A 14,967-nucleotide genomic window follows, 5' to 3' on the forward strand; every position below is an offset into this window, starting at 1 on the left:
CCCCGTCCGTGCCGCGCCGGCCACCGACGCGCCGCCTGTCCCTTCGCCCATGTCCGAAGCGCCAGCTCCTCACGCCGGCGCACCTGTCTCTTCGCCCATGTTCGAAGCGCCAGCTCACTCCTTGCGCCGGCGGGCCCGGACCACGCAGCGCGCCGCGCGATGCGGGCGGAACAGCGTCTTCGCCAGCGCCCACACGCCTTCGGCCGTCACCGCCGCGACCCGCTGCGGGTAGGCGAACGCGCGCGCGCGCGGCAGCCCGTAGACCTCGGACAGCGCCAGCAGCGACGCCATCCGGCTGCGGCGCTGCTGACCGAGCTCGAACTGGCCGACCAGCCACGCCTTGGCGCGCTCGACCTCCGCGGCCGACGGCGGCTCCCGCACCGCGCGCTCGACCTCCGCCGCGATCGCGGCCAGCGCCCGCGGCAGCTTGTCCTGGCTGGTCGAGGCGTGGATCGCCACGTGGCCGGCGTCGACCCCCTCGACGCTGCTCATCGACACCTCGTAGACCAGCCCCTGGACCTCGCGCAGCGCCGTGAACAGCCGCCCGGTCTGGCCGCCGAGCACCGCGCTGAGCACGTCGAGGGTCGGCTCGCGCTCGTCGCCGACGGCGATCCCTGGCCAGCCGAGGGCGATGTGGGCCTGCTCGCGGTCCTGGAAGATCTCGCGCTCGCGCGGCCCGGTCGGCGCCGGGAACGGCTTCGGCGCAGCAGGCCTCGAGAACAGCCTGTCCCCGAGGCCAGCCTCGCGCAGCGCCGCCTCGACCTGGGCCGCGGCGGCCGCGACGTCGATGTCGCCGGCCAGGGCCAGCACCGCCTGCCCGATCGGGTAGTCGCGGCGCCACAGCGCGCGCAGCTTGGCCGGCGTCAGCGCCCGCAGCCCCGCCGGCGTGCCGCGGCCCGGGCGGCTGAACGGGTGCTCGCCGTACAGCAGCGCGTGCAGCCCGCGGGTGGCCACCGCGCCCGGATCGTCGACCTCCGCCGCCAGGTCTTGCAGCGCCACCCGCCGCTCCTCCTCGAGCTCGTCGGCGGCGAACTTCGGCGTCGTCGCGCAGTCGAGCGCGTGCCCGAGCACCGCCGGGAAGTGGCGGGCCAGGCACTCGAAGTGCAGGCCCAGGCTGTTGCGGCCGGCGAACCCGTCGAGCCCGGCGGCCATGCCGTCGATCGCCCGGCTCAGCGCCTCGCCGCCGGTGCGGGCGTTGCCGCGGGTGAGCAGCGCCGCGATCACCGAGTTGGCCCCGGCCAGCGCGGCCGGCTCGCGTCGCTGTCCTCCGGGCCAGATCAGCCAGCCCGCCGCCACCGGCACCGCCGGCTCGACCCGGGCCAGGAGGCGCAGCCCGCACGGCAGCGTCACCGTGTCGATGCCGTCGCTGGCCTTCCGCGGCGTCGCCCCGTTCCGCGCCGGGGTCGGCGCCGGCTTCAGCGCCGCGGTCACGGCGGTCTTGAGGGACCTGGCCGTTTGGACATCCACCTCCGCGCGCGGCAGCTCGAGGCTGACGCTCGCGCGCGCCGGGTCGAGCCAGCGCGCGCAGGCCGAGCGGACCGCCTCGGGCGTCAGCGCGGCCAGGGCCGCGTAGTACTCGCGCTCGCGGGCCAGGTCGCCGAACAGCGTCGCGCAGGCCCCGAGCGCGTGGGCCTGGCCCTGGACCGTCTCGCGCCGGTACACCAGGTCGCTCTCGAGGATCGCCTTGGCCCGCGCCAGCTCTTCGGCCGACACCGGCGCGTCCGCCAGCCGCCGCACCTGGGCCAGCACCGCCGCCACCGCCGCCGCCGTCTGGCCCGCGGTCGTGCGCGCCGACACCATCACCGTCCCGCCGTGCCGCAGCGTGTCGCAGTGGGCCTGGATGTCCGAAACGACCTGTTCTTTGCGACGTGTCTCGGCGACCAGGCGCGACGACTCGCCGTTGCCGAGCACCACCGCCGCCGCGTCGATCGCCGCCGCCTCGGCCGCCCCGGCCGCCGGGGCCGGCCAGGCCAGCAGCGCGTAGGTCTCCTGGACCTCGGCGCGGCGCAGCGTCACCCCCGGCCGCGGCGCCGGCTCGCTGGCCGTCGCGCGCCCCCGGGTCGCCGGTGTCGCGCCGACGATCGCCCGCGCCACCTTCCGCAGCGCCGCCACGTCGACCGCGCCGACGGCCACCAGCGTCAGCCGCTCGCCGGCGTAGGCGCGCCGGTGGTAGCCCCGCAGCCGCGCCGCCGTGTGGCCCGCGACCTCCTCGGCCAGCCCGAGCACCGGCCGCGCGTACGGGTGGGCCCCGTACACCCGGGCCAGCGCCGCCTGCGTCACCCGCTGCCCGGGGTCGTCGTCGTACTGCTTGATCTCCTCGATCACCACCTCGCGCTCCTGCGCCAGCGTGGCCGGGTCCAGCGTCGGGAACAGCGTCGCCGTGGCGATCAGCGCCGCCGCCTCGGCCGCGCGGGGCGCCGGCGCCGTCACGTGGACCACCGTCTCGTCGTGGCTGGTGAACGCGTTGATGTCGCCGCCGAGCGCCTCGATCGCCCCGGCCAGGTCGAACGCCTCCTCGGTCCGCCGCACCCCGGCCGCCGCCAGGCGGGCGCGGTTGCTCTTCGGGCCATGTCCCAAGACACATGGCTTGAAGAGCATGTGCTCGAGCAGGTGGGCGCAGCCGTGCTCGTCAGGGCGCTCGGCCGCCGTGCCGGAGCCGACCCATAGCTGCACCGCCGCCGGCCCCGCGCCGGTCGGTCGCCCCGGCAGGATCAGCAGGCGGGCGCCGTTGGCCAGCCGCTCGTCGACGAGCGGCGCGAATTGAGGGGCGGCGCCGGGGAGGTCGAGGCCGCGGGGCGAAGGAGGCGAGACGGGCAGATCGGGCACGGTGAAGCTCGCCGCCCGCCGGTCGCGCGCGGCGCCTCCTCATACCGCGAGTCGCCGCCGCGCGCATCCTCGCCCGCGCCCGGCGCCGCCCCCTCACTTGCGCCCCGGAAGCGGACGCGCGCCGTCCTCCACGCGCGCATCGTCGCCACACCGGGCCCCACCCGTCGATCCCGACACGCGCCGCCGACCGCGATCCCCGTCGTCTCGCCCGGCGCCGTCACCGACGAGCCCGCTGCATCCCGGGTCGATCTCGGCCGGCCCTCGCGGCGTGGGCCCACGAACCCGTCCGCTCGCTCCGCCTGCGCGCCCGCGCCCGCGCCCGCAGGCCGGTGCAGCCCGCGAGTTCTGCGGTATGGTCCCGCCGTGCTCTCTCCGACGCTCGCGTTGCGCTGCCCGCATTGTCAGCACGCGCTCTCGCTCGCCGACCTCCGTGACGCCGCCGCCTGCCCCGCGTGCGGGGTGCTCCACGGTTTGCCGCCTGCCGTCGCCGACGCGCTGGCCCTCTACGAGCGGGCGATCCAGCAAGCCGTCAGCGACCTGGTCCGCAGCGCACCTGTCCCGACGGCCAGCGCCGCCGTCGCGGAGATCGCGCCGCCCGGGCCGCCCGACCGACCGCGCCACCAGCCGGGCCCCGCCGCCAGACTGCTCGCCGCCCCCGTCCCGCCGACCACCCTGCTCTCGATCGGCCCCGCCCCGGCGCCCGCCGTCCCCGCCCCCGTGCGACCTGTCCTGAAGGACAGCCTCCCGGCCGACGCCCCTCAGCCCGGCGACACCCTGCAGGGCCCTGCCGCCGCCGCGCCCGGCCATCGACCTGGCCGTTCGACCAGCCCGCGCCCCGGCTCGCTGTCGGCCGAGCTGGCGGCCGGCCTCGCCGCCCACGGGCACGACGACGAGCCGGCCCCGCTGTTCGCCCAGCTGTCCCTGCCCGTCGATTCGCCCGTCCACGCCGACAGCCGGTTCCAACCTGTCCTCGCGGCCAGCCACGCCCCACCTGTCCCCCAGGACACCTCATCTGTCCCGACGGACAGCCTCCTCGCGCACCAGACCGCCCCGGCCGGCCTCCGCCGCTCGCATCCACCTGTCCCTGCGGACAGCCCCGCCGCGCCCGACGCCCCGCTCACCGGCCCCGGCTTCGATCCTGCCGCGCTGTCCGGCCCCTTGCCCGCCCCGCCCGAGCCGGCACCTGGCCTCGGGGCCAGCCTCGCCCGCCACCCCGCCGCGCGGATGGCCGCCGGCGACACCGTGCCGGGCGGCGCGGTGAGCCCCGCCAACTCCTCGCTCCTGGCGATCCTCTACAACCGCTCCGGCGCCAGCCTCAGCACGCCCTCCTCGACCGCAGGGCTCGCGGCCCCGCCCGGCGGCCTGGCCGAGGCGCCGCTCGTCGTCGCTGCCGTGCGCGACCCCGAAGGCAGCCCGCCGTCGCCCTCGACCCACGAGCTCGTCGCCGCCGTCCGGTCCTTCCTCCCCGATCGTCCCGATCCCGCCGGGCCCGAGCCCGAGGGGCGGATCCCCGCCAGCGCCCTCGCCGTCGCCCGCCGCGCCCTGCTCGCCCGCCACGCCGACGAGCGGCGCCAGCAGCAGGTCCGCGACGGCAGCCTCGGCCTCCTGTTCGCCGCGGTCGTCTGCGTCGGCCTGCTGCTGTTCGGCCTGTGGTACGTCGCCGCCCCGATCGCCGTGCTCGCCGTCCTCCTGCGCCTGCGCCGGGAGGAGCGCGGCGAGCGGTTCGGCGCCGAGGTCCAGCGCCTCGGCGACGCCCTCGGCGGCCAGCGCCTGCCCAGCTACGACGCCATCGCCGCGTGGTTCGACCGCCTGTGGCCCGCCCCCGTCAGCCCCGAGGCGATGTGGACCAGCCACTTGCACGGGGCCGTCCGCTGCGACGTCCACGGCTACCCTGCGCTGGTCGACGTCCACCTGAACGAAAAGACAGCCGGTGGCGTCGTCTACCCGCCGCGGATCACCGCCTACCTGGCCGCGATCTGGCCCGGCCGCGTGCCCTCGCTGCGGCCCACCGCCGCCGACCTCTCGCCCGCCGCCCAGGCCCGGCTCGCGCGCCTGCGCAAGGCCGGCTACACCGTCGTCGCCGACGCCAACGGCGGCCTGGTCATGCGCGCCAGCGAGTCGATCGCCCAGGCCGTCCGGGCCGACATCACCCGTCTCCCGGCGCTGCAGGTCCCGATCGGCGAGCTCGCCGACCTCGCCCGCGATCTCGGGGCCGAACCCGTCCCTGCGCCGTAGCGGCCGTGTCCGTCACGCGCGAGCACGCGACCACCTCCGCCCGGTGCCCTCGGTGCCGCGCCGGCGTGATCGTGCGTCACACCGTCGCCCGTCACGGCGACGAGGTCCGCTGGTCCACCGCCGTCCGCTGCCTCGCCTGCGACCACGAGGTCGAGACCGACAGCAACGCCGGCGACTCGGCCGCGCGCGCCGCCGTGCTGGCCGCCAACGGCGCGTGGATCGTCCGCCTCACCGGCCTCGGCCCGCGACCGATCCGCGTCCTGCGGACCCTCCGCGACCTGCTGGGCCTGTCGCCGGTCGTCGCGCGGGGCCGCCTCGACAACCTCGCCCACGGCACCCGCGTCGAGATGGAGGCGCTGCTGGCCCGGTTCGTCCGCGAAGGCGCCGAGGGCACCTGCGTCCGCGTCGAGTCGACCGCCGGCCCGCGCTGACGCCTCGCTCTTCGCCCCGACCTCCCGACGCTCGCGCCCGCGACCTCCACCTCGTCGCGCAGCGGCGTCGCCTCGCCGTTCCCCGGCCCGTTCGGAGTCGCAGTCCCGCGCCGCGCGTGCGGACCTCCTCGCCCGTGCGACCGCGACGACCCGTACGCCTCCGTACCACCCTCCCCGCTCGGACCGGGGCGTCGCCGCCCGCCGCCTCGCCCTCGCCTTTTCGATATTCTGGGCCGCGAGGACATCGCTGCATGGTTTCGTTGCGAGACAAGGTCGCGCTGATCGTCGGCGGCAATTCGGGCATCGGCAAGGCGACCGCCTTCGCCTTCGCCGACGCCGGGGCCAGGGTCGTCGTCGCCGCGCGTCGGCGGCCCGAGGGGCTCGACGTCGTCGAGCAGCTGCGCGCCCGCGGGGCCGCGGCGATCTTCGTCGCCCTCGACGTCACCGTCGAGGACGACATCATCGCCGGCGTCGCGGCCACCGTCGCCGAGTTCGGCCGGCTCGACTGCGCCGTCAACTCCGCCGGCATCTGCGAGGACTTCGGCCCCGTCACCGACGTCGACGGCGCCGCCTTCGATCGCATGATGGCCGTCAACGTCCGCGGCACCCTGCTCGGCATGAAGCACCAGCTGCGGCAGATGGTCGCGCAGGGCGGCGGCGGCAGCGTCGTCAACGTCGCCTCGATCCTCTCCCACGTCGGCACGCCCACCGGTTCGGCCTACGTCGCCACCAAGCACGCCGTGCTCGGCATCACCCGCTCGGCCGCCCTCGGCCACGCCAAGCAGGGCATCCGCGTCAATTGCGTCGCGCCGACCGCCATCACCGGCACGCCGATGGTCGACCACGCCCTGGCCAACTTCCCTGCCGTGATGGAGCCCGTCATCGCCGCCATCCCCATGGGCCGGCCCGGCCGCGCCGACGAGGTCGGCCGCGCGATCGCCTGGCTCAGCAGCGACGACGCCGCCTTCATCTCCGGCCACTCGCTGGCGATCGACGGCGCCCAGGTCGCCGCCTGAACCGCCGGCGGCGCGCAGCCGGCAGCGGTCACCTGCGCCCTCATGCATGTCCTGAAGGGCATGCCCCATCGAACCTTGTCTCTCGGACATATCCTTTTGAACATGCCCGAGCAGACACGCTTCGTCGCGCGTCGAGCCCGTCGCGCGCCGCCGGCCTGCATCGCCTTGCGGCGCCCGCTCGCCTCACTTCGGCTGCAGCTCGCGGAGCCGCTCCTCGAGCTCCGCCTTCAGCCCCGGGTCCTTCGCCTTGGCGATCTGCTGCTCGAGCAGCTTGACCTGGACCACGCGCAGCGCGTCGTCGGCGGGCACCGGGATGTCGGGCTGCACGCCCACGCCCTCCCAGTTCGTCTTCGTGATCGGGCTTATCGCCCGGCCCGTCGGCACGAACGCCGCGAAGTGGTCTCCGAGGCGGACCATGTCGCCGGGGTTGGCCCCGCCCCACGTCACCTCGCCGACGATCGTCGCCCGCTTCAGGTTCTTCAGGTTGTAGGCGAACTCCTCCGCCGCCGAGCCGGTCCGCTTGCTCGTCAGCACGTAGACCTCGCGGTCGACGTAGGGCTTGCCCGGCACCGGCGCCGTCCAGAACTGGCGCGTCTCGTCGCCAGGCCGGAAGTACAGGTCGTTCAGGTGGACCCGCTCGTCGAACAAGTAGCTGCACAGGTACGCCACCATCTCCGGCGACCCGCCGCCGTTGCGCCGGAGGTCGATGATCAGCGCGTCGGTCTCCGACAGGAACGCCATCGCCGCCGTCGCCGCCTCGAACCCGCGGCCGGGGAAGGCGAAGCCGCGCACCTCGAGGTAGCCGATGTTGCCGGGCAGCCGCTCGACCTTCTCGAACCCGCCGTTCGCGTGCCTGGAGAACTCCTCGAAGCGGGCCAGCTCCTCCGCCGACGGCTTCCCCTCGGCCGGGCGCGGCGGCAGCGTCTCCTTGCTGAAGCGGACGTGGAAGTGCGCGTCGCGCAGCACCTCGTTGATGTGATTCGTCAGCGTCGTCGCCAGCGCGTGGCCCGTCGTGATCTTGTCGTACTCGCCGCGCTTCCGGCGGGCGCGGATCGCCTTCGCCACCTCGGTCCCCTTGGCCGGGAACACGTACTTCGCCGTCAGCTCGCGCGCCAGCGCCTCGATCGCCTCGTCGCGCTCGGCCGCCGTGATCGCCCCGTCCGGCCCTCGCGGCGCCGGCGCCTCCGGCACGGCCATCTGCGGCTCGCCGGACGTCGGCGCCGCCGCGGCCGGCCTGGCGACCGCCGCCGGCGCGCAGCCGATCGCGTACACGGTGGACATCGCCAACCAACCGAACATCACTGTGGACAGTCGCATCGTCATCCTCTCTTGAGATTCGCGCTTTGTCGCGCCCGTCGCGTCCGGGCGCGCGTCGTCCCCGTCGCGCGCGGCCGCTTCGTCGCCGCCCGCGGCTTCGCCGGTGACCCTGTCAAGGAGGCCGCGGCCTGCTTCACCGCGGCCTTCGTCATGAAGGCCGCCGGCTGCCTCGCCGCGGTTCGCTTCGCCGCGCCCTTCGTCGTGAGCTCCGCCGCCTGCTTCGCCGCGGTTCGCTTCGCCCCACGCTTCGTCGCAAGCTCCGCCGCCTGCTTCGCCGCGCGCCGCTTCGTCACGAGCTCCGCCGCCTGCATCCCCGCGGACTGCTTCGTCGGCGCCGCCGCCCCCCGCCCCGCCGACCTGCCGCTGGCCGCCCGTTCACGCGCGACCGCCGGCACGACCAGGCTCTTCAGCAGCAGGTCCGCCATGCGCCGCACCTCGACCTCGACCTTCGCCCGCTCGCCGAGCTCGTGGACGCTCAGGCTGTACGGCAAGAACGCGTTGGTCGCCTTTACCAGCGTCGACGCCGTCGCGGCCGCCTCGTCGTCGAGCGCGAACCGCCCGCACGCCGCGCCGGCCGCCAGCACCGCGGCGACCAGCCCCACCTCGCGCGCCATGTGGGCTGTCCTCCGGGCCATGTACGCCGGCCGCACCGCCTCGAACAGCTCGTCGAGGCTCTGGCGGTACGCGCTGACGCTGTCGAGCCGCCGGAGCACCCGCTCGATCAGCACCGCGCGCAGGACCTCCGCCGGATCGCCGCCCGCGTTCGCCAGCGCCACCAGCCGCGCGTACGTCTGCGCCACCACCCGGTCGATCGACGACAGCCCGACCTCTTCCTTGCTCGGGAAGTACATGTAGATCGTCCGCCGGCTGACCCCCGCCTCGCCGGCGATGTCGTCCATCGTCACGCTGCGGAACCCGCGAGTCGTCAGCAGCCGATCGGTGGCGTCGAGGATCGCCTCGCGCGTCTCGCCGTTGCCCCTGGGCCCGTTCACCGCCCACGCAGCATTGCACAAGCCGGCGACTTTGTGCAAGCCACCATTGCACACTCGCCCGGGTTTGTGCAGCGAACTGTCACGACCCACCTTCGCCCAGACTCCGCGCCTCGCCGACCGACGACGGCCCCTGCGCGCTCGTACACGCGCCGCCGCTGCGACCTCGCCCCACCCGGCCGCGAGCCGTCCTTCACCTCCGTCCTGGACCCCTGCGTCACGCAGCGGGCCGGGGCGCCATCGCTGCCGCGCGGGTCGACCCGGGCCCGCCCGGCGCCGGCTCTCGCCCGCGCCCCCCGCCTGCGCGTGCTGGCGTCGTGACGCGCTGCCCTCGCGCGCCCGCCTCCTCTCATGTCTCTCCGGCCAGCCGCACTCCTCCTCCTCGCCCTCTTCGCCCGCGGCGAGGAGCCGCCGCCCGCCGCCGGGGACGAGGGCGCCTCCCCGTTGACGGCACCCACCCTGCTCGCGGCCGCACCCGAGCGCTTCGTCGCCCGGCGCGACACCATCGACGACCTCGCCGTCCCCAAAGCCATCTCTCGAGCGTCGGCGGCCCGCGATTGGCATACTCGCCGGAAATGCCGCGCTGCCTGTCCCTGGCCCTGATCCTCGCCCTCGCCGCCCCGCCCGCGGCCGCCCACCCGCTGGCGCGCGCAGCGAAGTCGAGCGGCCGGCAACCGGCCGGCCCCTCAGGACATGTCTTCGACGACATGTCCCCGGGAACATCCACGACCCGGCTCCTGGCCCGCGCCCCGGCCTCGTCCGACCCGCCCGACCCCGCCGCGAACCCCGACGCCCGGCAGCCGCCAGCCTCCTCCGAGGCTGCCCCGGGAGACATGTCCCCGAGAACATTCGCGCCCCCGCTCCTCGCGCGCGCCCGGGCCGCGTCCGACCCGCCCGCGAGCGCCGCTGACCTCGACGCCTGGCAGCCCTCCCCGCCCGCGCCGCCGCCCGCTCCCGAGGACCTGTCCTCCGGGACATCTCCCCCGGCTCCCGACCCCGTCGCCCGCCCCGTCCCCGCCGGCGACCCGCCGCTCCCGCCCGCGCCGCCGCCGCTCCCGCCGCACCTCATGCGCTTGCGGCCGGCCGTCGACGTCCCGGTCATCACCCTCGGCCTCGTCCTGTGGCTGGGCACCGATCTGGCCGCCCGCGACATGGGCTGGTCCGGCTGTCAGGCCTGCGATCGCAGCCACATCAACGGCCTCGATCGTCGCGTCCTCGGCAACGAGAGCCTCGCCGCCGCCCACGCCTCCGACGCCCTGCTCTACACCGCGATCGCCGCCCCGCTGGTGGCCGACCTCGCCGACACCCTCGTCACCGGCCGCCGCGCCCCCGGCTCCTACCGCCACGCCGCCGGCGGCTGGGCCCGCGACGTCGTCGTCCTTTTCGAGGTGTTGGCCGTCAACGTCGGCCTCAACAACCTCGTCAAGTACGCCGTCCGCCGCCCGCGGCCGTACAGCTACGAGCCCGCGAGCGACCTCGGCGACGTCCAGGCCGAGGAGGCGCGCCTGTCCTTTTATTCAGGTCACACCTCGACCGCCTTCGCCATGATGAGCGCCTGGGCCACCCTCTTCACCCTCCGACACCCGCGGGCCCGTACCGCGGTCCCGGCCTGGCTGGTCGCCGTCGGCCTCGCCGCCGCCACCGGCGTCCTGCGCGTCGAGGCCGGCAAGCACTTCTGGACCGACGTGCTCTTCGGCTCGCTCGCCGGCACCGCCGTCGGCGTCCTCGTCCCCCTGCTTCACCGCAACGATCGCGGCCGCCGTGTCTCCGCCGGCATGAGCCCCACCCCGCGCGGCGCCCTCGTCAGCCTCACCGGCCGCTTCTGATCGCGCCTGCCCCGGCGGGCTCTGCAGCCAATCACCACACTCGCGCGATCGACTGTCCCCATTGCAAGCGCGGTGGGGGCTTGCGCCGACACGAAACGACTGCCGCCCCCGACGCCACGAGCGGCCTCGCGCGCGCCTGCGCGGCTTTTGCCGCCCCTGCGATTCGGAGTACAACCGACCGATGCGCCTCCTCGCCGTCGCTCGGGCCCATGCGCGCGCGGGCCTCGTCGGCCTTGCGATCGCGGGCTCGCTCACCGCCTGTTTCTCGCCCGAGGGCAGCGGCCCCGTCACCGCCGGCACCACGGGCACTCCTGGCAGCACCTCGACCACCGGCGCCGGCCCGACCCCCGATCCGGGCCCGACCAGCACGAGCGTCACGCCCGTCACGAGCACCGACACCACCACCAGCGACCCCGTCACCACCGCCGCCGACACCACCGAATCGACCGACCCGTCCATCACCGGCGCCGTGACCTCGACCGACCCCGCGACGTCGGCCGATCCGAGCACCACCGGGCAGCCGGCGCGGTGCGGCGACGGGGTCAAGGAGAGCGACGAGGAGTGCGACGACGGCAACGTCCAGGACGGCGACGGCTGCAGCGCGACCTGCACGAGCGAGATCCCGGTCCGCTACGTCTTCCTCACCAGCGCGACCTACCCCGTCGGCGCCTTCGACACCCTCCCGGGCGCCGACGCGCTGTGCAACCAGCAGGCGAGTTTGCCCACGTCGGCCCCGGCGCTGAAAGGGCGGGCCTTCAAGGCCTGGCTCAGCAGCGAGACCGTCGACGCCACCTCGCGCCTCACCCCGTTCGACGGCGACTACCGCTTGCCCGACGGCACCGTCGTCGCCACCGGCACCACGGCATTTTCGACCGCCGGGTTGCTGGCCGCCATCGACGTCCAGGACAACGGCGAAAAGGCCCCGTCCGAGAAGTCGAAGTGTATCGACGATCCGGACGTCGGCGTGTGGACCGGCACCTTCGCCAACGGCCTGCGCGCCGCGGAGCAGACCTGCGCCGGCTGGGTCGACACCGGCGGCGTCGCCCTCTATGGCGCCTACGGCAGCTCCAACGACAAGTGGACCGACTGCGGCGTGAGCGATTGCAGCAAGCTCCACCACCTCTATTGCATCGAGACCGGCGTTTGACCCGCGATCGCTTCGACCGACCGCAGGTCCGCCGCGCTCCACTGCCCACATTCGGGTCAAGGCCGCTGTGTCGCCCGTCGACGCGCTCCGAATCGCCTCCCCATGGCTTCGGTCGCCTCCCCGGCCGCTCGCCGGCCCGCGCCGCCGCGTCGTCGCGTGCTAGGATCCTCGTTCATGCCGGGCGCGCGACGACTCACCCTCCTGTTCGCCTCGCTCCTCACCGAGGTCGCGACGGCCGGCTGCGGAGGCGGCGACGATTGCCTGTCCGAACGAGTCACCGCCATCGGCACCGCCCGGCTCACGCCATTCCTCGAAGACGGCAAGCTCACCCCGGCCGAGTGCCAGGCGCTGTGTCCCGGTGAACCGCCGCCGGGTCCCCCCGAGGAGGCGAATCACTCGAGCGCTTCGTCTGCCGGCCCGGCCCCCGGCGACACCTCGACGACCGCTGCGACCACCGGCTCGACCACCACCGACACCTCGACGACCGCTGCGACCGCCGGCGTCGTCGACGCTCGCGCCGCCGCGGTCGTCGGCTGCTCGCCGATCCCCGGCAACACGATCGACATCCGCTGCCAGTACGGGTCGACCTCCTGCAAGGGCGGCCGGCGACCCACCGGACTCTGCTCCGAGGGTCGCAGCAGCGGCGCCGATCTCATCGCGCAGTGGTTCGCCGAGGTCGCGCACCTCGAGGCCGCCAGCGTCCCCGCCTTCGAGCGGCTCGCGGCCGAACTCCGCGGGCACGGCGCTCCCGCCGACCTGATCGCCGCGGCCCTCCGCGCCGCCGTCGACGAGGCCCGCCACGCCGACCTCCTCGGCGCCGTCGCGACCCGCCTCGGCGGCCGCCCGGCGCCGGTCGAGCTCGCGTGCGTCGGCGGCCGCTCGCTCGCCGATCTGGCCATCGAGAACGCCGTCGAGGGCTGCGTCGGCGAGACCTGGGGCGCGCTGCTCGCCGCCCACCAGGCCCGCGCCGCCGAGGACCCCGAGCTCCGGGCCTGCATGGCCGAGATCGCCGTCGACGAGGCCGCCCACGCCGCCCTCGCCTGGGCGATCGACGCCTGGATCGCCCCCCGCCTGAGCGCGGACGAGCGCGCCCGCGTCCTCGCGGCCCGGTCGCGTGCGGCCCTCGCCCTCCGCGATCCGCCCCCGCTCGACGAAGCCCTCGAGCGGCGCGCCGGGCTGCCCCCACCCGACCGCGCTCGCCGCCTCTGGCGAGCCCTCGACCGCGAGCTCTGGTGCGCAGAAGCCTGAACCGGCTCACGAACGAGGAGGCCGGCAGGTCGCGGAGAGGCCCTCCATCGATCGGGCCGGCCTGTCCCCTCGGACAGGCGCGGACGATCCGCCGCAGCCTCCTCGATCGAGCCGAACGGCCCGCCGGGCCCGCACGCCGTCCCGGGGCGCCCTCGCCCCGCCGTTCACTGCGACGAGCGATCCACCTGCGCCTCATCGGGCAACTGCTCCGCCGCCACGACGGCACCCTCGCCGAAGCCGCCGAGCGCCTCGGCTACGGCTCGCCGAGCCCCTTCCGCCGGCACGTGGGCCCGACCCCCAGGCCGCTGCGCGCGGGCAGGCCGGAAAGAGCCGCTCCCGCCGGCACGAGCGTCCAACCGGCGCCTGCCTCCGGGCTGACGCGGCGTGCTCGGCGACGGCTTGTGCGACGGGTGGACGGGCTGGTATCGCCTGTCCATGGGTTTCTTCGATCTGCGCTGCGCGCTGAGCGGTCTGTCACTGTGCGGGGCGATGAACCCGCAGCGCTTCCGGAGCGCGATCGTGCTCCTTGAAGACGTGGGCGGCCGCTTTGCCCCGATCTTCCCTCCGGTGGGCGGGCATTACGACCGCTACGGCCGCATCGAGCTGTGGGGCGATGACGACGCCCAGGCCGCCCACGCCGCGTGGGCAGGCGCAGCCTTGAAGCTGCTCTGGGAGACGGGCATCCTGCGCACCAACGCGCCAGCCTCCCTCGCAAGGCTGATGGTCGGCGGACGCTTCGGCGACGGGGCTGGGCCTCTCCTGGCTCATATCGCCGAGACCGCCTACCAGGGTCACGAGGTCCGCATCGATGGAGCCCTCGTTTTTCCGTGTATGTATCGCGAGGATGTTGCCGCGGAGATCGAGGCCGATGCCTCGCCGGACCTGCTCGCGGCGGAGCCTCCGCGCCTCCCGCTGCTCGACGCCTTTGGCCCGCTGCCCCCGGAGACCGTCGATGTGCTGGCGCGCTTCGGCCGCGTGCTTCGCTGGGCCGATCGCCACGGCGGGCTCAGGCCGATCGACCTGAGCGATGCTCAGCAGCACTACGCCGAGCACTTCGATCGCTTCGCCCGCGAGGCCTACGGGCGCGATCCGGTGCTTCGCAGGCTGCTCACCCGCTGGCACCGCAAGGACATGGAAGCGCTCGACGCCCGGCGTCAGGTCGAATCTCCCCCCGTCGAGCCTCCGGCCGCGCCCTTCGAGCCCGCGATGGTCGCCCGCGTCCTCGACGCGCGAGGTGTCCCGCGGGACGAGCGAGAGGCGCTCGTCGCCGCGATCGCCGCCGCCACCGACCGAGACCGCGTGATGCGGTTGCTCTCCGCCCCGCCTCCGCCGACCCGGGCGGTGCTCGCCGAATTCGACGGTGTGATCGGGCGAAAGCAAGACCTCTTGACCCTCCACAACGCCGCCTTTCCGGAACATCCCGTGCGATACAAGCTGACCGACCTCGAGGTGCTCGTTCGCGAGGGGGACATTGTCGTGGCGGGCCAACCGCTCACAGCCGGCGAGGCTGCCCTCGATGACGAGCTGCGTATCCTGGGGGTCAGCGCCGTGGTTCGAAAGATGTCCGCGGAGCTGGGGGCTTTGCTCGGCGTGTCGCCGGAGAGAGCCAGGGTCTTGCTCGAACCGATGCTCGAGCATGTCCGAATTCGCGAGACCGGCGAGCGTCTCTCGGGGGCGCGCTGGAGCGAGTGGATCTCGAAGCGGGGGCCCTCGATGTCGCTTCACGCCGATCCGGTGCTCACGGGCTACCCGAGGCTGGTCCAGCACGTCGATCCCACGCTCGACGAGATCGACGCCGCGCAGGCCAGGTGGTACGAGCTTCTGGAGCGGATGGAGGAGGATCCCACGCGGTACTACCTGCCGCGGGACCTCGTGGACCAGGCCCCCGCGTGATCGGCGGCGCGATCGGAGCGTGACACGGCCGCCCACGAG

Annotated in this window: 10 protein-coding genes; 7 read left to right on the top strand and 3 right to left on the bottom strand. The window is 75.0% G+C overall.

All coding sequences use genetic code 11. The features are described from left to right. Positions 1–114: 114 nt before the first annotated feature. Entirely contained in the window at positions 115–2,826 is a 2,712-nt protein-coding gene (locus NAEX_RS00480; RefSeq protein ID WP_096325562.1) for a M16 family metallopeptidase, read from the bottom strand. A 363-nt stretch (positions 2,827–3,189) separates the two neighbouring features. Here NAEX_RS00480 and NAEX_RS00485 point away from each other — a divergent pair, with 363 nt between their 5' ends. From NAEX_RS00485 to NAEX_RS00495, 3 genes are all read left to right on the top strand, one after another. Beyond that, positions 3,190–5,061 carry a hypothetical protein gene (locus NAEX_RS00485; protein ID WP_096325563.1) on the top strand — a complete coding sequence of 624 codons (1,872 nt, stop codon included), beginning with the start codon at positions 3,190–3,192 and terminating at the stop codon, positions 5,059–5,061. Positions 5,062–5,126: 65 nt separating this feature from the next. Then, positions 5,127–5,492 carry a hypothetical protein gene (locus NAEX_RS00490; protein ID WP_096325564.1) on the top strand — a complete coding sequence of 122 codons (366 nt, stop codon included), beginning with the start codon at positions 5,127–5,129 and terminating at the stop codon, positions 5,490–5,492. A gap of 251 nt (positions 5,493–5,743) precedes the next feature. Further along, on the top strand, positions 5,744–6,508 hold the full coding sequence (locus NAEX_RS00495; protein ID WP_096325565.1) for an SDR family NAD(P)-dependent oxidoreductase: 765 nt from the start codon (positions 5,744–5,746) through the stop codon (positions 6,506–6,508). A 183-nt stretch (positions 6,509–6,691) separates the two neighbouring features. On the opposite strand, the gene NAEX_RS00500 is transcribed toward NAEX_RS00495, so the two are convergent. Beyond that, positions 6,692–7,825: a S41 family peptidase gene (locus NAEX_RS00500; protein WP_170135331.1), complete on the bottom strand. Its 1,134-nt coding sequence runs from the start codon at positions 7,823–7,825 to the stop codon at positions 6,692–6,694. Positions 7,826–7,827: 2 nt separating this feature from the next. Next, positions 7,828–8,817 (bottom strand): TetR/AcrR family transcriptional regulator, encoded by a 990-nt coding sequence (locus NAEX_RS49335; protein WP_170135332.1) that lies wholly within the window; start codon positions 8,815–8,817, stop codon positions 7,828–7,830. Between the two features lie 572 nt (positions 8,818–9,389). Here NAEX_RS49335 and NAEX_RS49340 point away from each other — a divergent pair. The 4 genes from NAEX_RS49340 to NAEX_RS00525 all read left to right on the top strand — a co-directional run bounded on the left by NAEX_RS49340 (position 9,390) and on the right by NAEX_RS00525 (position 14,928). Continuing rightward, on the top strand, positions 9,390–10,640 hold the full coding sequence (locus NAEX_RS49340; protein ID WP_170135333.1) for a phosphatase PAP2 family protein: 1,251 nt from the start codon (positions 9,390–9,392) through the stop codon (positions 10,638–10,640). A gap of 181 nt (positions 10,641–10,821) precedes the next feature. Continuing rightward, complete coding sequence (locus tag NAEX_RS52655) at positions 10,822–11,787, top strand: myxococcus cysteine-rich repeat containing protein (RefSeq protein WP_100793436.1); 966 nt, start codon at positions 10,822–10,824, stop codon at positions 11,785–11,787. Between the two features lie 174 nt (positions 11,788–11,961). Then, on the top strand, positions 11,962–13,035 hold the full coding sequence (locus NAEX_RS00520; protein WP_096325569.1) for a ferritin-like domain-containing protein: 1,074 nt from the start codon (positions 11,962–11,964) through the stop codon (positions 13,033–13,035). A 435-nt stretch (positions 13,036–13,470) separates the two neighbouring features. Further along, positions 13,471–14,928, top strand: coding sequence for a hypothetical protein (locus NAEX_RS00525; RefSeq protein ID WP_143141278.1), 1,458 nt, complete (start codon positions 13,471–13,473; stop codon positions 14,926–14,928). Positions 14,929–14,967 lie beyond the last annotated feature (39 nt).

Origin of the sequence: Nannocystis exedens (assembly GCF_002343915.1) — a bacterium.
GTDB lineage: Bacteria > Myxococcota_A > Polyangia > Nannocystales > Nannocystaceae > Nannocystis > Nannocystis exedens.

What these genes read in the sequence shown, in the direction of transcription:
- NAEX_RS00495 (WP_096325565.1), top strand. Translation starts at nt 5,744, where the DNA reads ATGGTTTCGTTGCGAGACAAGGTCGCGCTGATCGTCGGCGGCAATTCG.
- NAEX_RS00500 (WP_170135331.1), bottom strand. Translation starts at nt 7,825, where the DNA reads ATGCGACTGTCCACAGTGATGTTCGGTTGGTTGGCGATGTCCACCGTG.
- NAEX_RS00525 (WP_143141278.1), top strand. Translation starts at nt 13,471, where the DNA reads ATGGGTTTCTTCGATCTGCGCTGCGCGCTGAGCGGTCTGTCACTGTGC.
- NAEX_RS52655 (WP_100793436.1), top strand. Translation starts at nt 10,822, where the DNA reads ATGCGCCTCCTCGCCGTCGCTCGGGCCCATGCGCGCGCGGGCCTCGTC.
- NAEX_RS00520 (WP_096325569.1), top strand. Translation starts at nt 11,962, where the DNA reads ATGCCGGGCGCGCGACGACTCACCCTCCTGTTCGCCTCGCTCCTCACC.
- NAEX_RS49340 (WP_170135333.1), top strand. Translation starts at nt 9,390, where the DNA reads ATGCCGCGCTGCCTGTCCCTGGCCCTGATCCTCGCCCTCGCCGCCCCG.